This is a genomic window from Nocardioides psychrotolerans, from assembly GCF_900113685.1.
GTDB classification, from domain to species: domain Bacteria; phylum Actinomycetota; class Actinomycetes; order Propionibacteriales; family Nocardioidaceae; genus Nocardioides; species Nocardioides psychrotolerans.
Genome location: NZ_FOQG01000002.1, coordinates 231,673 through 249,029, shown reverse-complemented (window position 1 = coordinate 249,029; position 17,357 = coordinate 231,673). Strand labels below are relative to the sequence as shown.

General features: G+C 71.9%; 12 protein-coding genes. 1 reads left to right on the top strand and 11 read right to left on the bottom strand.

The features are described 5' to 3' along the window. Nucleotides 1–32 precede the first annotated feature (32 nt). The 6 genes from ffh to BM204_RS03320 all read right to left on the bottom strand — a co-directional run bounded on the left by ffh (nucleotide 33) and on the right by BM204_RS03320 (nucleotide 7,351). Nucleotides 33–1,598: a signal recognition particle protein gene (gene ffh, locus BM204_RS03345; RefSeq protein WP_091110382.1), complete on the bottom strand. Its 1,566-nt coding sequence runs from the start codon at nucleotides 1,596–1,598 to the stop codon at nucleotides 33–35. Between the two features lie 79 nt (nucleotides 1,599–1,677). Beyond that, nucleotides 1,678–3,903 carry a [protein-PII] uridylyltransferase gene (locus tag BM204_RS03340; RefSeq protein ID WP_091110381.1) on the bottom strand — a complete coding sequence of 742 codons (2,226 nt, stop codon included), beginning with the start codon at nucleotides 3,901–3,903 and terminating at the stop codon, nucleotides 1,678–1,680. A gap of 4 nt (nucleotides 3,904–3,907) precedes the next feature. Next, nucleotides 3,908–4,246 carry a P-II family nitrogen regulator gene (locus BM204_RS03335; protein ID WP_091110379.1) on the bottom strand — a complete coding sequence of 113 codons (339 nt, stop codon included), beginning with the start codon at nucleotides 4,244–4,246 and terminating at the stop codon, nucleotides 3,908–3,910. After that, nucleotides 4,243–5,613 carry an ammonium transporter gene (locus BM204_RS03330; RefSeq protein ID WP_246165837.1) on the bottom strand — a complete coding sequence of 457 codons (1,371 nt, stop codon included), beginning with the start codon at nucleotides 5,611–5,613 and terminating at the stop codon, nucleotides 4,243–4,245. Before BM204_RS03330 ends, BM204_RS03335 begins: the two co-directional genes overlap by 4 nt. A gap of 92 nt (nucleotides 5,614–5,705) precedes the next feature. Beyond that, the gene (locus BM204_RS03325; RefSeq protein WP_091110378.1) at nucleotides 5,706–6,044 is read right to left on the bottom strand and encodes a P-II family nitrogen regulator; all 339 of its coding nucleotides are present in this window, start codon (nucleotides 6,042–6,044) and stop codon (nucleotides 5,706–5,708) included. Further along, nucleotides 6,041–7,351: an ammonium transporter gene (locus BM204_RS03320; RefSeq protein WP_218031129.1), complete on the bottom strand. Its 1,311-nt coding sequence runs from the start codon at nucleotides 7,349–7,351 to the stop codon at nucleotides 6,041–6,043. The genes BM204_RS03325 and BM204_RS03320 overlap by 4 nt, the downstream gene beginning before the upstream one ends. Nucleotides 7,352–7,597: 246 nt before the next feature. On the opposite strand from BM204_RS03320, the gene BM204_RS03315 reads away from it, so the two are divergent. Continuing rightward, complete coding sequence (locus tag BM204_RS03315; RefSeq protein WP_091110376.1) at nucleotides 7,598–10,711, top strand: glycosyltransferase; 3,114 nt, start codon at nucleotides 7,598–7,600, stop codon at nucleotides 10,709–10,711. 49 nt (nucleotides 10,712–10,760) lie between these two features. On the opposite strand, the gene ftsY is transcribed toward BM204_RS03315, so the two are convergent. The 5 genes from ftsY to smc form a co-directional block, all read right to left on the bottom strand. Continuing rightward, on the bottom strand, nucleotides 10,761–11,912 hold the full coding sequence (gene ftsY, locus BM204_RS03310) for a signal recognition particle-docking protein FtsY (protein WP_174812975.1): 1,152 nt from the start codon (nucleotides 11,910–11,912) through the stop codon (nucleotides 10,761–10,763). Nucleotides 11,913–11,947: 35 nt separating this feature from the next. Beyond that, nucleotides 11,948–12,172, bottom strand: coding sequence for a hypothetical protein (locus BM204_RS03305; protein WP_091110374.1), 225 nt, complete (start codon nucleotides 12,170–12,172; stop codon nucleotides 11,948–11,950). 67 nt (nucleotides 12,173–12,239) lie between these two features. Beyond that, entirely contained in the window at nucleotides 12,240–13,205 is a 966-nt protein-coding gene (locus BM204_RS03300) for a class I SAM-dependent methyltransferase (RefSeq protein WP_091110373.1), read from the bottom strand. Then, nucleotides 13,202–13,654 (bottom strand): acyl-CoA thioesterase, encoded by a 453-nt coding sequence (locus BM204_RS03295; RefSeq protein ID WP_091110371.1) that lies wholly within the window; start codon nucleotides 13,652–13,654, stop codon nucleotides 13,202–13,204. Before BM204_RS03295 ends, BM204_RS03300 begins: the two co-directional genes overlap by 4 nt. Continuing rightward, nucleotides 13,654–17,202 carry a chromosome segregation protein SMC gene (gene smc, locus BM204_RS03290; protein ID WP_091110369.1) on the bottom strand — a complete coding sequence of 1,183 codons (3,549 nt, stop codon included), beginning with the start codon at nucleotides 17,200–17,202 and terminating at the stop codon, nucleotides 13,654–13,656. The genes BM204_RS03295 and smc overlap by 1 nt, the downstream gene beginning before the upstream one ends. Between the last annotated feature and the right edge of the window lie 155 nt (nucleotides 17,203–17,357).

Sequence of the window (17,357 nt, the reverse complement as noted above, 5' to 3'; positions counted from 1 at the left end):
GCGCTCGCTGCGCTGACGCGCGGCTGGGCGTCTCACTTGAGGAACTTGGAGAAGTCCTTCGGCAGGTCGAGGTTGGCGGCGGCCGCCTCGTAGTCGATGTCTTCCTTCGGCGTGCCGAAGGGGTTGGCCGCGGCAGCGTCGGCCTTCTCCTTGGCCGCTGCCGCCTCCTGGGCGGCCTTGGCCGGGTTGCCGGACTTCTTGGCGCCCTTGCCCTTCTTGGCCACCGCCTTCGGCTTGCCGCGCTTGCCGGCACCAGGCATCCCCGGCATCCCCGGCATGCCGGGCATCCCGCCGCCACGCGCCATCTGCATCATCATCTTGCGGGCCTCGAAGAACCGGTCGACGAGCTGGTTGACGTCGGAGACCATGCGACCGGAGCCCTTGGCGATGCGGGCGCGGCGCGAGCCGTCGATCATCTTGGGGTTGGCGCGCTCGGAGGGCGTCATCGACTGGATGATCGCCTGGATCCGGTCGATCTCACGCTCGTCGAAGTTCTCCAGCTGCTCACGGAACTGGCCCATCCCGGGCAGCATCCCCATGATCTTGGACATCGAGCCGAGCTTGCGGACCTGCTGCATCTGCTCGAGGAAGTCGTCGAGGGTGAACTCGCCGCCCTGGCCGCTGAGCTTGGCGGCGGCCTTCATGGCCTGGTCCTGGTCGAAGGTCTTCTCGGCCTGCTCGATCAGGGTCATCATGTCGCCCATGTCGAGGATGCGTGACGCCATGCGGTCGGGGTGGAAGAGGTCGAAGTCGGTCAGCTTCTCGCCGTTGGAGGCGAACATGACCGGTCGTCCGGTGAGCGAGGCGATCGAGAGCGCGGCACCGCCGCGGGCGTCACCGTCGAGCTTGGTGAGGACCACGCCGTCGTAGCCGACGCCGTCGAGGAAGGCCCGCGCCGTCACGACAGCGTCCTGGCCGATCATCGCGTCGACGACGAAGAGCACCTCGTCGGGGTTGACCGCGTCGCGGATGTCGGAGGCCTGCTGCATCAGCTCGGCGTCGACACCGAGGCGGCCGGCGGTGTCGACGATCACGACGTCGTAGAGCTTGCGCCCGGCCTCCTCGATCGACGCGCGGGCCACGGAGACCGGGTCGCCGACGCCGTTGCCGGCCTCGGGGGCGAAGACGGGGACGCCCACGCGCTCGCCGTTGACCTGGAGCTGCTTGACGGCGTTGGGGCGCTGGAGGTCGCAGGCCACCAGGACCGGGGACTTGCCCTGGTCCTTGAGCCAGAGCGCGAGCTTGGCGGCCAGCGTCGTCTTGCCGGCACCCTGGAGACCGGCGAGCATGATGACGGTCGGGCCGGACTTGGCGTAACGCAGCCGGCGGGTCTCGCCGCCGAGGATGGTGACGAGCTCCTCGTTGACGATCTTGATGATCTGCTGGGCCGGGTTGAGCGCTCCGCTGACCTCCTCGCCGCGCGCGCGGTCCTTGACCGCGCCGACGAACTCCTTGACCACGGGGAGCGCCACGTCGGCCTCGAGCAGGGCGATGCGGATCTCGCGCGCGGTCGCGTCGATGTCGGCTTCGGAGAGCCGGCCCTTGCCGCGGAGGTTCTTGAAGGTGTCGGCGAGCCGGTCGGAAAGGGTGGCAAACACGGAAGTGACGTCCTAGGGCAGGCGAATCGATGGGTCTGGTGGCGTGCCCCAGCCTAACGCCGGGCCCGCGGGTCGCCGCTCACGCGGTCACGGCCGGCCCCGTCAGCGCCTCGCGCACGGCATGCGCCGCCTCGGCCGCCCGCGTCTCCGACAGCACACCGGCCGAGGGCTCCTGGAGGTAGAACACGTCCACCGCCTGAGGCCCCAGGGTGTCGAGGTGCGCCGAGCGGACCGCGACGTCGAGCCGGGCCAGCGCCCTGCAGACGAGGTAGACCACCCCGGGTCGGTCGGCGGTGCGCACCTCGAGGACGGTGGCAAGGTCGCTGGCCTCCGGGCGTACGACGACCGTGGGCGCGAGCTCGGCGCCCGCCGCGGGCCGCAGCCGGTGGGAGGGGTCGAGCCGGCCGTCGACGATCGCGTCGTACTTCTGGCGCAGGATCGCAGGCTCCAGGTCTTCCGCCGCGACCTCCCACACGGACACGCCGTAGTCGCCCTGGGCCCAGACCCGCGCGGCCCGCACCGGGGTGCGCTGGAGGGCGAACATCGCGGCGAAGTCGGCGAGCAGGCCCACCCGGTCGACGGCGATCGTGGTGACGCGCGAGCCGTCGTCGCCCGGCTCGACGGAGATGTGGACGCGCTCCGCACGCAGGTCACCCGGGATCGGGACGTCGTCGCTCTGGATCGCCGGCAGCGCCGAGCCGGTGTCGAGGCCGGCGTGCGCCCGACGGGCCAGGTCGAGGATCAGCCCCGAGCGCCACGAGGACCATGCCTTGGGCGACGTGGCCTTGGCATCGGCCTCGGTCAGCGCACCGAGGAGCGAGACCGCCTCGACCGTCCTGAGCCGCGAGGTCACCAGCTCGACGGTCGCCGGGTCGTCGGGATCACGCGTGGTCGCGGTCTCGGCGAGCAGCAGGTGCCAGCGCACCAGCAGCGCGATCAGGTCGACGCAGTCGGGGGCGAAGCCCATCCGCGTGGCGATGGTGCGCGCGATCGGCTCCCCCGCCACGCTGTGCTCGGTCAGGCCGCCCTTGCCGATGTCGTGCAGCAGCGCGCTCACCATGAGCACGTCGGGACGGGCCACGCCCCGGATCAGGGACGACGCCTCGATGGCGGTCTCGATGACGTGGCGGTCGACGGTGAAGCGGTGGATGACCGAGGCGTGAGGCAGCAGGCGCACCCGCTCCCACTCGGGCAGGAAGCCGGAGAGTGCCCCCGTCTCCTCGAGGGTCTCCCACACGCCCAGCAGGCTGCGCCCGGAGGCCAGGAGCCGCACCAGGAGCTGACGGGCCTCGGCCGGCCACGGGTCCGGCAGCGGCGAGCACTCCCGCACCAGCCGCGCCGCGGTGGCCGGGGCCAGCACGGCGTCGCGCTCGGCGGCGGCCACGGCGGCGCGCAGCAGGAGCACGGGGTCCTCGGCCGGTCGCGCCTTCTTGTCCAGGACGATCTCGCCCGAGGAGAGGGCGACCCCGGCCGCGACGGGCTCGAGCGCGGGACGGCGGGCACCGACGGCCACCGGTCGCGCGAGCACGGCGTCGACGCGGCGCCAGGCCAGGCGCGAGAGGTGGGTGAGACGGCGGCCGAGCTCGCGCACGTGCACCTGGGCGGCCCGGTCGTCCGGGAGCCCGAGGCCCTGCGCGAGGTCGGGCCACATCTCCGGTGTGATGCGCTCGGTCGCCCGCCCCGCCGTGCCGTGCACGACGTCGCGCACGTCGAGCAGCGCCAGGCGGCAGCGCTCGAGGTCGGCGTGGGGCACGTCGACGAGCCAGGTCGCGACCATGCCGCGCAGGACCGTCGCGTCGCGCAGCCCACCCTCGGACTCCTTGAGGTCGGGCACCGACAGGTGGGCCAGCTCGCCGATCAGGTCGTGGCGCGAGCGCACCATCTGGTGCAGGGCCGGGAGCCGTTCCTTGGCACCCTTGCGCCAGTTGGCGAGCATCGTCGTGCGCAGTCGCAGGGTGAGGTTGGGGTCCCCCGCGAGGTGACGCAGGTCGAGCAGGCCGGAGGCCACCCTCAGGTCGGCCTCCGCGGCGGCGAGCATCTCCGGCAGCGTGCGCACGGAGTGGTCGATCTTGGAGCCGGAGTCCCAGAGCGGGTACCAGATCTTCTGGGCCAGCTCGCCCAGGTCGACGCCCTCGTCGGAGACCAGGACGACGTCGAGGTCGGAGTGGGGGGCCAGCTCGCTGCGGCCGTAACCCCCCACCGCCACCAGGGCGGCACCGACGTCGAGTCCCCCGCAGTCTGCATAGGCCCGGGCGCACAGCGCGTCGGCCTCCGCGGTGCGGGCGGCCCGTTCGGGTGCCGTCATCGGGTCAGATCGCCGCGTCGTCCCGGTCGCCGGTGCGCACGCGCAGCACGGAGTCGAGGGGCGCGACCCACACCTTGCCGTCACCGATGCGACCGGTGCTGGCGCTGGTCTGGATCGCACCGACGATCGCCTCGACGTCGTCGTCGCTCACGACGACCTCGAGCCGGATCTTGGGCACCAGGGCGATGTCGTACTCGGCGCCCCGGTAGACCTCCGTGTGACCCTTCTGGCGGCCGTAGCCGCTGACCTCGCTGACGGTCATGCCGGTGACCCCGACCGACTCCAGGGCGACGCGGACGTCCTCCCACTTGTGCGGCTTGATGACCGCGGTGATGAGCTTCATCGTTCTTCCTCCCTCGTGGCGGTGGATCCGCCCAGGACCCCCGAGCCCGAGCGGGCACCGGCGGTGGCGTGCAGGTCGTAGGCGGTCTCGGCGTGGACCACGAGGTCGATGCCGTTGAGCTCGTGCTCCTCGTCGATCCGGAAGCCCATGGCCTTGTCGATGACGAGACCGATGATGCCCGAGACCACGAAGGCGTAGACGAACACCGCGCCGCCGCCCACCAACTGCCTGCCCAGCTGGTCGAGACCACCGCCGTAGAACAGGCCGTCCACCCCGGTCGGGGCGGCCGCCGTGGCGATCAGCCCGATGCCGAACGTGCCGACCAGGCCGCCGACCAGGTGGACCCCGACGACGTCGAGGGAGTCGTCGTAGCCGAAGCGGTACTTCAGGCCGACGGCCAGGGCGCAGACGACACCGGCCACCGCCCCCATCACGATCGCGCCGACCGGCGAGACCGATGCACAGGAAGGCGTGATGGCGACCAGGCCGGACACCAGGCCCGACGCGGCACCGAGCGAGGTCGCGTGGCCGTCGCGCAGCCGCTCGACCCCCAGCCAGCCCAACGCACCGGCCGCCCCGGCGAGGAGCGTGGTGGTGAAGACCACGGCGGCCGTCTGGTTGGCACCGAGCGCGGAGCCGGCGTTGAAGCCGAACCAGCCGAACCACAGCAGGCCGGCGCCGAGCATGACCAAGGTGAGGTTGTGCGGGCGCATGGGGTCCTTGCCGAAGCCGATGCGGCGACCGAGCACCAGGGCCAGGGCCAGCCCCGAGGCGCCGGAGGTGATCTCCACCGCGGTGCCACCCGCGAAGTCGATGACCCCCAGGTTGTTGGCCATCCAGCCGCCGACGTGGTCACCGGCGGAGAAGTCGAAGATCCAGTGGGCGATCGGTGCGTAGACGACGAGCGTCCAGACACCGACGAAGACCATCCAGGCGCCGAAGCGGGCGCGATCGGCGATCGCCCCGGAGACGAGGGCGCCGGTGATGACGCAGAAGAGTCCTTGGAAGACCGCGAAGAGGATCAGCGGGACGCTCGAGTCACCGTTGCTCTCCTCCGACATCAGCTGCGAGAGCCCGGCGTACTGCGTGGGGTCGCCCACGAGGCCGAGCCCGAGGTCGTCACCGAAGGCGATGGAGTAGCCGACGAGGACCCAGAGGATCGTGACGACGGCCAGCGAGCCGAACGTCATCATCATCATGTTCAGCACGCTCTTGGAGCGGACCATGCCGCCGTAGAAGAGCGCGAGGCCCGGGGCCATGAGCAGGACCAGGGCGCTGGCCGCGAGCAGCCAGGCCGTGTCGCCGGAGTCGAGCCCGGTCGGGTCCGCCACGAGCGGCGCGAGGTCGAGGAGAGAGGGAGCGGTCACGGGCAACCACCCTCCAAGCGATTTGTTTCAGACATGTAAACGACCCGGCTGTCTCACGGCAGCCGGGTCGTCCACCCTGCCTTGGTCACCGCTCAGAGAGCGGCTTCGTCCTTGTCGCCGGTGCGGACGCGGATGACGGTCTCGATGGGGCTCACCCACACCTTGCCGTCACCGATGCGGCCGGTCTGTGCGGTCTTGACGATGATGCCGACGATGTCGGCGGAGTCGTCGTCGTCCACCACGATCTCGATGCGGATCTTGGGCACGAGCGCGATGTCGTACTCGGCACCGCGGTAGACCTCGGTGTGGCCCTTCTGCCGGCCGTAGCCGCTCACCTCGGAGACCGTCATGCCGGTCACCCCGAAGATCTCGAGCGCCTCGCGGACGTCTTCCCACTTGTGCGGCTTGATGACCGCGGTCACGAGCTTCATGCCTGGTGTCCTTCCGAGGGAGCCATGCTGGCAGCGAGGACGCCGGTCTTGCCGCCACCGCCGCTCATGCTGGTGTGCAGGTCGTAGGCAGACTCACCGTGCTCGGTGAGGTCGATGCCCTCGGCCTCGTCCTCCTCGGTGATGCGCAGGCCCAGCGTGAACTTGATGGCCAAGGCGATGATCGCGGTGACCACGCCCGAGTAGGCGACCGCGACGAGGACACCGAGCGCCTGGTCGCCCAGGGAGCCCGCGCCACCGCCGTAGAGGAGGCCGTCGATGCCACCCGCACCGTCGGACGTCGAGAAGACGCCGATCAGGATGGTGCCGATGATGCCGCCGACGAGGTGCACCCCGACGACGTCGAGCGAGTCGTCGTAGCCGAGCTTGTACTTGAGGCTGACGGCCCAGGCGCAGACGGCACCGGCGATGAAGCCGATCGCGACCGCGCCCTCGATGTCGACGGCGCCGGTGGCCGGGGTGATGGCGACCAGGCCCGCGACGATGCCGGAGGCGGCGCCGAGCGAGGTGGCCTTGCCGTGCGTGAGCTTCTCGATCAGCAGCCAGCCGAGGATGGCGGCCATCGTGGCCATCGTGGTGGTCGTGAAGGTGCGACCGGTCTCGGAGAAGAACTGGGCCATGTTGGCCTCGTCGGTGTCGCCGGTGAAGACGATCGAGCCGACGTTGAAGCCGTACCAGCCGAACCAGAGCAGACCGGCGCCGAGCATGGTCAGCGTCAGGTTGTGCGGACGCATCTGGTCCCTGGGCCAGCCCATCCGCTTGCCCAGCAGGAGCACGAGCACGAGGGCCGCGACTCCGGCGTTGATGTGGACGGCCGTGCCGCCGGCGTAGTCCTGCGCGCCGATGCGGCCGCAGATGAGCGAGTCGTCGGTGCAGCTGAAGACCATGTGGGCCATCGGGAAGTAGCACAGCAGCGCCCACAGCGGGACGAAGAGCAGCCAGGCGGAGAACTTCATCCGGTCTGCCACCGCGCCGCTGATGAGGGCGACCGTGATGACGGCGAAGGTCATCTGGAACATCACGAAGATGTAGGTGTCCGTCGGGACGTCCTTGAGCCAGATCAGGGCGGTCGGGTCGGCGAAGAACGTGCCGTCGCCGCTCCAGCCCATCGACCAACCGACGGCGACGTAGAGGATGCCCACGATCGCTGCGGCGACGTAGGACATCATCATCATGTTGAGCACTGACTTAGAGCGAGACATGCCGCCGTAGAACAGCGCCAGCGCGGGCACCGTCATCATCAGGACCAGGGCCGTCGCCACCAGCATGAAGGCGTAATAGCCGTCCACAGAACCTCCAGGGAATCACTGTCCGGGGGCGTGGCCGGCTCACGACTGCGTTGTCGTGGCGAGGTCCCCGCCTCATTGCCTGAACCTTCACAACCCGAGGTTTCGGCCCTCGCGCCACTTTGTTGCGAACATGAAACGAGTCCCGGCTCGGTGTTACTTCGGTGTTACCGATCGGGCGCGTCCCGCATGGGAAGCAGTCCGGAGGGGGACGCCTCGGCGGCGGTCGCGCGGCCCTAGGCTGACTGCGTGAAGCTCACCAGGAGGCAACCCGATGCCGTCGTTGCCCCGGCACCGGCCGCACCGGCCGCACCGGCCGCACCGGCCCAGCGCCTGGTCGAGGCCGGCATCGTGGACCGGGAGTTCTGCGAGGCGCAGACCGGCCTCACCTTCACCTCCGACCTCGCAGCAGCGCGATCGTGCGTGGCCGCAGCGGGCGCCTGGTCCCCGCACCCGTTGCTCGACCTCGGCTCGCTCCCCCAGTGGCTGCGCGCCAAGCTCGAGGAGGGGTCGGTCGCGCCCCTGCTGCGCTACCTGACGCGCGCCGGGAGCAGTGACCGGCTGAGCCCGCTCTTCGACGCGTCGTCGGCCGCCGGCACCGGGGAGCAGAAGTCCGCACACCCGGGCGGCACCCTCGGGCTCTTCCTCTCGACCGCGGGTCCGGACACGGAGCTTCCGGGTGGTCGGGGCCTGACCTGGGGCGTCGCGCGTGGCCTGTTGCTGGAGCATGCGCGGCTGGTCCGCGAGCAACAGGAGCGTCGCGGCCCCAGGACGACCGAGACCTGGGACACCGCCGCTGAGGCCGCGTGGCGGGCCCGGTGGCGGGACGCGCCGCTCCCGGACGGCGACGGCCCGGACGACGAGAGCCCACTGGTGAGCGTGGTGATGCCCGTGCGCAACCGCGCCGGCGTCGTCGAGGTCGCCCTCGCCTCGCTCGCCGAACAGACCCTCGAGCGCTGGGAGCTGGTCGTCGTGGACGACGGCTCCACCGACGACACGGTCGCCGTGCTCGAGGCGTGGGCCGCCCGCGACCCCCGCATCCGCGTCGTCCAGCAGGAGTGGGGCGGGGTCTGCGCGGCCCGCAACACCGCACTCGCCGCCGCGCGCTCGCCGTACGTCGCCTTCCTGGACAGTGACAACACCTGGCGCCGGGACTTCCTGCGCCTCGCGGTGGGTGCCATGCACGGGCAAGGACTCCGGGCGGCCTACGCCGGCATGGCGCTGCGCGATGCCGAGGACTCCGAGCGGGTGGTGCACCGCGCCTTCCGCGGCTCCCGCGACGCGCTGATGGTCGTCAACCACGTCGACCTCAACGTGCTCGTGGTCGAGCGGGAGCTGGCGCTGGAGGTCGGTGGCTTCGACGTCGCGCTGCGGCGCTGGGTGGACCACGACTTCGCGCTCAAGCTGGCGCGCGAGGTGGAGCTGGAGCTGCTGCCGTTCCTCGCGGTCGACTACGACGACTCGCGCGCGGTCGCCGACCGGATCACCACGAGCGAGTCCGACGCCTGGCAGTACGTCGTGCTCGGGCAGCACTGGGTCGACTGGGAGGGCGTGCGGCGCGAGGTGGGCTCGCGGGTGGCGGGCCGGGTGTCGGTGGTGATCCCGACGTGGAACGACTCGGCGATGACGCTGCGCGCGGTCGAGACCGTGCTGCGCAACACCCCCGGGGTCGACGTCGAGGTCGTCGTGCTCGACAACGGCTCAGGCTCCGACATCGCGATGACGCTGGGCGCCGGGCTGCTCGGTGACTCGCGGCTGAGGCTCGTGCGCCTCCCGCGCAACCTCAACTTCGCGATCGGCTGCAACGTCGGCTTCGCGCGCTCGACCGGTGAGCACGTGCTCTTCCTCAACAACGACACCGAGCCGCGCCCGGGCTGGTGGGAGCCGCTGGTCGGGCACCTCGCCGACGACCGGGTGCTCGGCGTGCAGCCGCTGCTGCTCTACCCCGACGACACGATCCAAACCGCGGGCACCGTCTTCCCGGTCGACCACGCCATCCCGTGCCACTACCTGGTGGGGCACCCCCTGGAGGACGCGCTCAGGATCACCGACCCGCACTTCCGGGCCGTCACCGCGGCGGCGCTGCTGATGCGGGCAAGCGACGTGGCCGAACTGCGCGGCTTCGATCCGATCTTCGTCAACGGCGCCGAGGACGTCGACCTGTGCCTGCGCGCGGCGGAGCTGCGCGATGGCCACTTCGTCGTCGAGACGGCGTCGCGGATCACGCACCACGAGGGCAAGACCGCTGGCCGGATGACGCAGGTCATGGAGAACCGCGTGCACCTTCTGGGGCGCTGGCGCGGTCGGCTGCCACTGGCCGACCGTCAGCGCTGGACCGAGGCCGGCTTCGCGATCGCCCACATCGGTGGCGAGGACGTGCCTCTCCCCCGACCCAAGCCACTGATCGTGCGGCCTCCCGCTGCGCCGATGGACGACGGGTCGCCGGCGCTGCGCTGGGGTCTCAAGATCGCCGCTCCCGGGGGGGAGAAGGGCGACCTGTGGGGCGACGTGCACTTCGCCCGCTCGCTGGCGCGGTCCCTGGCTGCGCGCGGCCAGGACCCGGTGCTGTTCCGCCACGGCGCCCACCACGTCGCCGCCACCCGCATGGACGACGTGGTCCTCGGCATCCGCGGCCTCGACCCGATCCGTCCCATCCCCGGCAAGGTCAACGCGGTTTGGGTGATCAGCCACCCCGACGACGTGTCCGCCGAGGAGCTGCTCGACTTCGAGCTCGTCTACGCCGCGTCCGCGTCGTGGGCCGCTGAGATGAGCCGGCGGACCGGGCGGCTGGTCCAGCCGCTCCTCCAGGCCACCGACACCGCGTTGAGACCCGCCCGCTCGGTCCCTCTCGGGGACGGCTCGCGTCCGCTCTTCGTCGGCAACACCCACGCCCGCCGCCCGCGCCAGATCGTGCTCGACGCCGTGGCCGCCGGGGTCCCGGTCGAGGTGCACGGTCCGGGCTGGGACGGAGTGCTCCCCGACGGTCACCTGCGCTCGCCGTACGTCGCCAACGACGTGCTGCTGACCCTCTACCGCACCCACGGGCTGGTGCTCGCCGACCACTGGGGCGACATGGCGACCCACGGCTTCCTGGCCAACCGGCTCTTCGACGCCGTCGCGGCCGGCGCGCGGGTCATCTGCGACGACGTGCCGGGGGTCGACGAGCTCGACGGCGCCGTGCAGGTCTACCGCACGCCCGAGGAGCTCGCGCTCCTCTGCTCGCCCGAGGGGCGCTCACGCTGGCCCGCGGAGGACGAGCTGGCAGCGATCTCCGACCGGGTGGCTGCTGCCCACTCCTTCGATGCGCGTGCTGCTCAGCTGCTGGACGACGCCTCCGCCATCTGGACCTCCCGCCAGGGCTGACCCGCATCGCCGAGTCGGCGCGATGTTGCAGGGCGGCGCTCAGCCGGCCTCAGCCCAGGAGCGCGTCGACGAACGCGCCGGCGTCGAACGGCGCCAGGTCGTCGGCACCCTCACCGAGACCGACGAGCTTGACCGGTACGCCGAGCTCGCGCTGGACCGCGACGACGATGCCCCCCTTGGCGGAGCCGTCGAGCTTGGTGAGGACGATGCCGGTGACGTCGACGACCTCGCTGAAGACCCGGGCCTGAATCAGGCCGTTCTGCCCGGTGGTCGCATCGAGGACGAGCAGCACCTCGGTGACCGGGGCCTGCTTCTCGATGACCCGCTTGACCTTGCCGAGCTCGTCCATGAGGCCCTGCTTGTTCTGCAGACGGCCGGCGGTGTCAATGATGACGGTGTCGACACCCCGGTCGACACCCTCCTTGACCGCCTCGAAGGCGACGCTGGCGGGGTCGGTGCCCTCGGGGCCGCGCACGACCTCGACGCCCACGCGCTCAGCCCAGGTCGCCAGCTGCTCGACCGCGGCGGCCCGGAAGGTGTCGGCCGCGCCGAGCACGACCGAACGCTCCTCGGCGACCAGGATCCGGGCGATCTTGCCGACGGTGGTGGTCTTGCCGGCGCCGTTGACCCCGACGACGAGCACGACGCCGGGCTGGCCGTCGGCACCGCTGACCTGAAGACGACGGTCCATGCTCGGGTCGACCAGGGTCAGGAGCTCCTCGCGGAGCACCGTGCGGGGGTCGCCCGCCTCGTTGCCGTCGACCCGCAGCCGGGTGCGCAGCCGCTCGACGAGCTCCTGCGTCGGGGTGACACCGACGTCGGCAGTGAGCAGGGTGTCCTCGATCGACTCCCACGTGTCCTCGTCGAGGCGGTCACGGCTCAGGAGTGCGAGCAGGCCGCGTCCGAGGCCGCCCTGCGAGCCCGCCAGCCGCTGACGCAGCCGGACCAGCCTGGAGGCGGTGCCCTCGGGCCTCTCGAGGACCGCCGCGGTGGGCTCGACGAACTCAGGATCCAGGACCTCCGGCTCCAGGACGTCCGTGGCCCCCGGCTGCGCGCCGGGCGGGATGCCGAGGTCGTCGGTCCAGGTGTCGGGCAGCGGTGCCGGCGTGCGCCGGCGCGTCACCACGAGCCCGGTGACGGTCCCCACGAGGGCGAGCGCCACGAGGGCGATGATCAGGATCACGAGAGCCAAGCCGTCCATGGCCCCAATCCAACCAGAGGCGGGTGCCGCCCCGATCAGCGCTGTGCGGTGCCCCGCGAGGTCAGGCGGTCGGCGGTCTCGGCGTCGCGCTCGTCGTCCTCCGGGTCGAGCGTGGGGACGGCGTCGGCGGCACGCGCCATCGCCTCACCGAGCCACGGAGCGGCCGGCAGCCGCTCCCCGCGGTGCGGGAAGGCGACGAACAGACCCACGCCCGCGCAGATGAGCAGGATGACGAGCATGGCGATCCAGGCGATCAGCAAGGTGACTCCCGAGAGACGAGGAACTGAACCTCACCCTCCCACGCCCAGGTGGACCGAGCTCCACTCCTCAGTCGGCGCGGCCCCGTGACCTGCCCCTCATCGCCCGCACCCGTCGTACGACGCGGCGCGCGCCGGAGGCGGGCGTCGCGGCAGGAGCCGGCGCCCCGGGAGCGGCAACTGCCCCACGGAGCCGGTCACGCTCGGCCCGGACCCGCTCGAGCCGACCACGCGCCTGGAGCACCTCGCCCTGCAGGCGGGTGATCTCCCCGAGCATCGCGTCGAACGTGCGGGTCAGCGCCGTCGACGTCACGACCAACGGCTCCGGCACCGCGGCGCCGGTCGCGGGCCGGACCAGCCAGACCATCTCGTCGGGCTCGGCCCGCACCCAGGTCGACATCTCCTCACCGAGCAGCGAGCGCGGGGTGATGCGCTGGATCGCGAGGCCGCACGAGGCCAGCCGGTCCTCGAAGTCGTCGCCGTAGTAGCGCACGTGGTCGGCCTGCCCGAAGCGCCGCAGCCGCTCCTCCTCGCCGGCCGACGGGTCCTCGTCGGTGACCGTGCCGGGGCGGAACGGGACCTGGAGGATGCCCAGGCCGTCGGGAGCCAGCACCCGGGCGATCTCGCGCATCGCCGCCAGGTCGTCGGGGATGTGCTCGAGCACGTGGTAGCACACCAGCAGGTCGACCGAGTCGTCCGCGAGCGGCACGTCGGTGAGGCTGCCGAGCACGTCGACGCGGCGGTTGTCGGCGCCGAGGTCGAGCTTGAGGTGGGTGCGCGCACCCAACCGGCCCAGCAGCGGTGTGGTCTGCGGCGAGGGCGAGACCTCGAGCAGCAGGTCGACGTCGTCGAGCAGCGGCGAGAGCACGCTCAGCAGGATCGCGAAGAACCGGTGCCGCTCCAGGCTCCGACACCGCGGGCAGGACGCGTCGGGGCGTCCGCCCGGGCCGGGTCGGAAGTCCTTCGTGACGATCCGGTCGCAGGTCGGGCAGTAGCGACGCGGGAAGTCCAGGATCGAGGACGGGGAGGACGTCATGACGGGGTCCTCAGCAGTGGCTCCACGACGGCGCGGATCTCGGCGGGGATCGGGGTGCTCCGCCGCGCGGGATCGGTGTTGTCGACGTAGACGTGCACGAACCGGCCCTCGGCCGCGGCCTCGTCGGAGTCACCCTGGAAGAGCCCGATCCGGTAGACGACCGACGAGGTGCCGACCTTGTCGACGACCAGGCCGGTCTCGATCGGCTCCGGGAAGCCGAGCTCGCGGAAGTAGCGGCACGACGTCTCCGCCACCACGCCGATCTGTGGGAGGGACCGGATGTCGAGCCCGGTCGCCTCGTAGAGGTGGGCGTTGACGGCCGTGTCGAACAGCTCGTAGTAGGTCGCGTTGTTGAGGTGGCCGTAGGCGTCGTCGTCGCGCCAACGCGTGGTGACGGTGCGCCAGGCGACGTAGTCGCCGCGCGTGGGTCGTCCGGGGCCGCTGGACATCAGGCAGGCTCGGTCTCTCGCAGTCGCTGGCTGATGACAGCACTGACGCCGTCTCCGCGCATGGTCACGCCGTAGAGGGCGTCGCCGACCTCCATGGTCCGCTTCTGGTGGGTGATGACGAGGAGCTGGGAGTTCTCGCGAAGCTCCTCGTATATCTGCAGCAGCCGACCGAGGTTGGTGTCGTCGAGCGCCGCCTCGACCTCGTCGAGGATGTAGAAGGGCGACGGCCGGGCCTTGAAGAGCGCCACCAGGAACGCCACGGCCACCAGCGACCGCTCCCCACCCGAGAGCAGGCTGAGCCGTTTGACCCTCTTGCCCGGTGGGCGGGCCTCGACCTCGACGCCCGTCGACAGCATGTCGCCGGGGTTGGTGAGGACCAGCCGGCCCTCGCCGCCGGGGAACAGCCGGGCGAAGGTCTGGTCGAAGGCCACGGTGACGTCGGCGAAGGCCTCGGTGAAGACGGCCTCGACCCGGGCGTCGACCTCCTTGACGATGTCGAGCAGATCGGCGCGGGTCTTCTTGAGGTCCTCGAGCTGCTCGGTGAGGAACTTGTGTCGCTCCTCCATCGCGGAGAACTCCTCGAGCGCCAAGGGGTTGACCTTGCCGAGCATGGCCAGCTCGCGCTCGGCGGTCTTGAGCCGCTTCTGCTGCTCCTCGCGCACGAACGGCACCGGGTCCGGGATGTTGCCCTCCGCGTCGGGCGCCGTCGCCGGCACGTCGTTGTGGGGGCCGTAGTCGGACGCCAGCCCGTCGGCGTCGAGCCCGAGCTCCTCCAGCGCGCGCTCCTCCAGCTGCTCGATGCGCATGCGCTGCTGGGTGCGGGCCATCTCGTCGCGGTGGACGGAGTTGACCAGCTCGTCGTGCTCGCGCATCAGGTCGCGCAGGCTCCCCCGCCGGGTCAGCAGCTCCTGCTCACGGCCGGTGCGGGACGCCTCGACCTCCTGGCGGGCCTCGGTCGCCCGGTGGATGGAGACCTCGAGGCGCGACAGGACGTAGGACGCCGCGACGCCGACCGCTTCCGCGGCCTGGCCCTCGCGGAGCAGCCGCTCGCGGCGGGCTGCGGCCTTGGCGCGGGCCTCGCGCTCGGTGCGGGCGGCGCGCACCAGCGACTCGGCGCGGCCGTGCAGGGCGCGAGCGCGTTCCTCTGAGGTGCGCAGCGCGAGCCGGGAATCCATCTCGCCCTGGCGCGCGGCCTTGGCGGCCTCGGCAAGCCGCTCGCGCTCGGCGGTGTCAGGTTCCTCGTCGGGGGCGTCCTCGGCGGTCGCGAGGCGCTGCTCGAGGTCGGCGAGCCCGGCGAGGTCCTGCTCGCGGGCCGCCTGCGCCTTGTCGATCGCCTGGCCGAGCCGGTCGGCCTCGCCACGGGCCGAGCGGGCCGCCGAGCCGTGCTGACCGAGCTCCTCGGCCACCGCCGCCAGCGTGGCGTCGGACTCGTGGAGCTTGGCCAGCGCCACGTCGGCGCGCTTGTGTGCCTCGAGCCGCTCGGCCTCGAGGCGGGACAGGTCGAAGGTCAGCCGCTCCGAGGCGGCGATCGCCTCGGTCAGCCGCGTGGACGCCTCGTCGACCGCGGCCTGGATCTCGATCAGGCTGGGCTGACTCGTGGAACCGCCGGCCGCGAAGTGGGTCCCGAGCACGTCGCCCTCGCGGGTCACCGCCGTGACGTCCGGCAGGTCGGCGACCAGCGCCTGCGCGAGCGCCAGGTCGTCGACGACGGCGACCTTGAGGAGCAGCCGCCTCAACGCCGGGCGCAGGGTGTCGGGGCACTCGACGGCGTCGACGGCGTACGTCGCGTGGTCCGGCAGGCCGGGCCAGGTGCGGTCGGCGGTCTCGACGAGGCCGCCGAGCAGCATGCCGGCACGCCCCAGGTCGTCGGTCTTGAGGTGGCCCATCGCGACCACCGCGGCGCCCGCGTCGGTCACGGCGACGGCGTCGGCAGCGGAGCCGAGGGCGCTGGCGATCGCGGTCTCGAAGCCGGTGCGCACCGAGAGCAGCGCGGCGACCGAGCCCATCAACCCGGAGACGGCGTCGGTGGCGGCGAGCAGGGCGCCGGCGCCGTCCTTGCGGTTGAGGCCCATCTCGAGGGCGTCCTTGCGGGCGGCCAGCGACGAGCGGTCGCGGTCGGCCTGCTGGGCCTCCTCGCGGGTCTTGGCGAGGCGCTCCTCCAGGTCGTCGAGGACGTTGGTGGCGGCCTCGTGCTCCGCATCGAGACCCTCCTCGCCGGCGTCGAGGCCGGCAACACTGGTCTCGAGCGAGGTGAAGTCGCGCTGGGCCCGGTCGGCACGCGCGACGGCCTCCTCGCGCGCCAGCCCGAGCCGACCGATCTCGTCGTCGGCGGCCGCGGCGCGAGACCTGAGCGCGTTGACCTGGCCGTGGAGCCGGGCCAGGCCCTCGCGACGGTCGGCCGCGGCGCGCACCAGCCCCGCCACGCGGCGGTCCTCCTCGGCGGCCGCCTCCTCCGCCGTACGACGCCCGGAGACCGCCTGCTCGAGGCCGGTGCGGGAGGCGTCGACCTCGGCACCGATCTGCTGCTCCTGCTGGCGGACCTGCTCGGCCTGGGCCTCGAGCTCCTCCGGATCACGTCCCTGCGGCTCGCTCTCGCTCACGCTGGCGGCGTTGCGGACCCGCTCGGCGGCGAGGGAGGCGGTGCCGCGCAGGCGCTCGCGGAGACCGTTGAGGGAGTACTGCACGTCCTGGGCCTTCGACAGCGCCGGCAGGTCCTCGCGCAGCGCGGCCTCGAGCACGGTCTCGGCCTCGCGCCCCTCGGCCAGCGCCTTCTCGACCGCCGCACGGCGCTCGACCAGGATCGACTCGTCGGCCATCTCCTGCTGCAGCGCGGTGCGGGCGGTGACGAGGTCGTCGGCCATCAGCCGGGCCCGCGCGTCGCGGGCGTCGGCCTGGACGCCGGCCGCACGACGGGCGACCTCGGCCTGGCGGCCGAGCGGCTTGAGCTGGCGGCGGATCTCGCTGAGCAGGTCGTGGAGCCGGGTGAGGTTGCCGTCGGTGGAGTCGAGCTTGCGGAGCGCCTTCTCCTTGCGCTTGCGATGCTTGAGGACCCCCGCCGCTTCCTCGATGAAGCCACGGCGGTCCTCCGGCGTCGCGTGCAGGATCGTGTCGAGCTGGCCCTGGCCGACGATGACGTGCATCTCGCGACCGATGCCGGAGTCGCTGAGCAGCTCCTGCACGTCGAGCAGGCGGCAGGAGGTGCCGTTGATCGCATACTCCGAGCCCCCGGAGCGGAACATCGTGCGGCTGATCGTGACCTCGGCGTACTCGATCGGCAGGGCGCCGTCGGAGTTGTCGATGGTCAGCAGCACCTCGGCGCGACCCAGCGGCGGGCGCCCGGAGGTGCCCGCGAAGATGACGTCCTCCATCTTGCCGCCGCGCAGCGACTTGGCGCCCTGCTCACCCATGACCCAGGCGAGCGCGTCGACCACGTTGGACTTGCCGGAGCCGTTGGGGCCCACGATGCAGGTGATGCCCGGCTCGAGCTGGAGCGTGGTCGAGGAGGCGAAGGACTTGAACCCCTTGAGGGTCAGGCTCTTCAGGTACAACGCGAGACTCCATCAGTGGTCGACGTGGCTGCACTGAGGCGCGGGTGCGGGGGCGCCCGCCGCCGGGGAAGCTCAGCGCGCCTCACCCTACCTTCCGATCGCCGCGTCCTGCCGGAGGTGGGAGGCGGGGCGGCGGGGCCGGGCTGCATGACTAC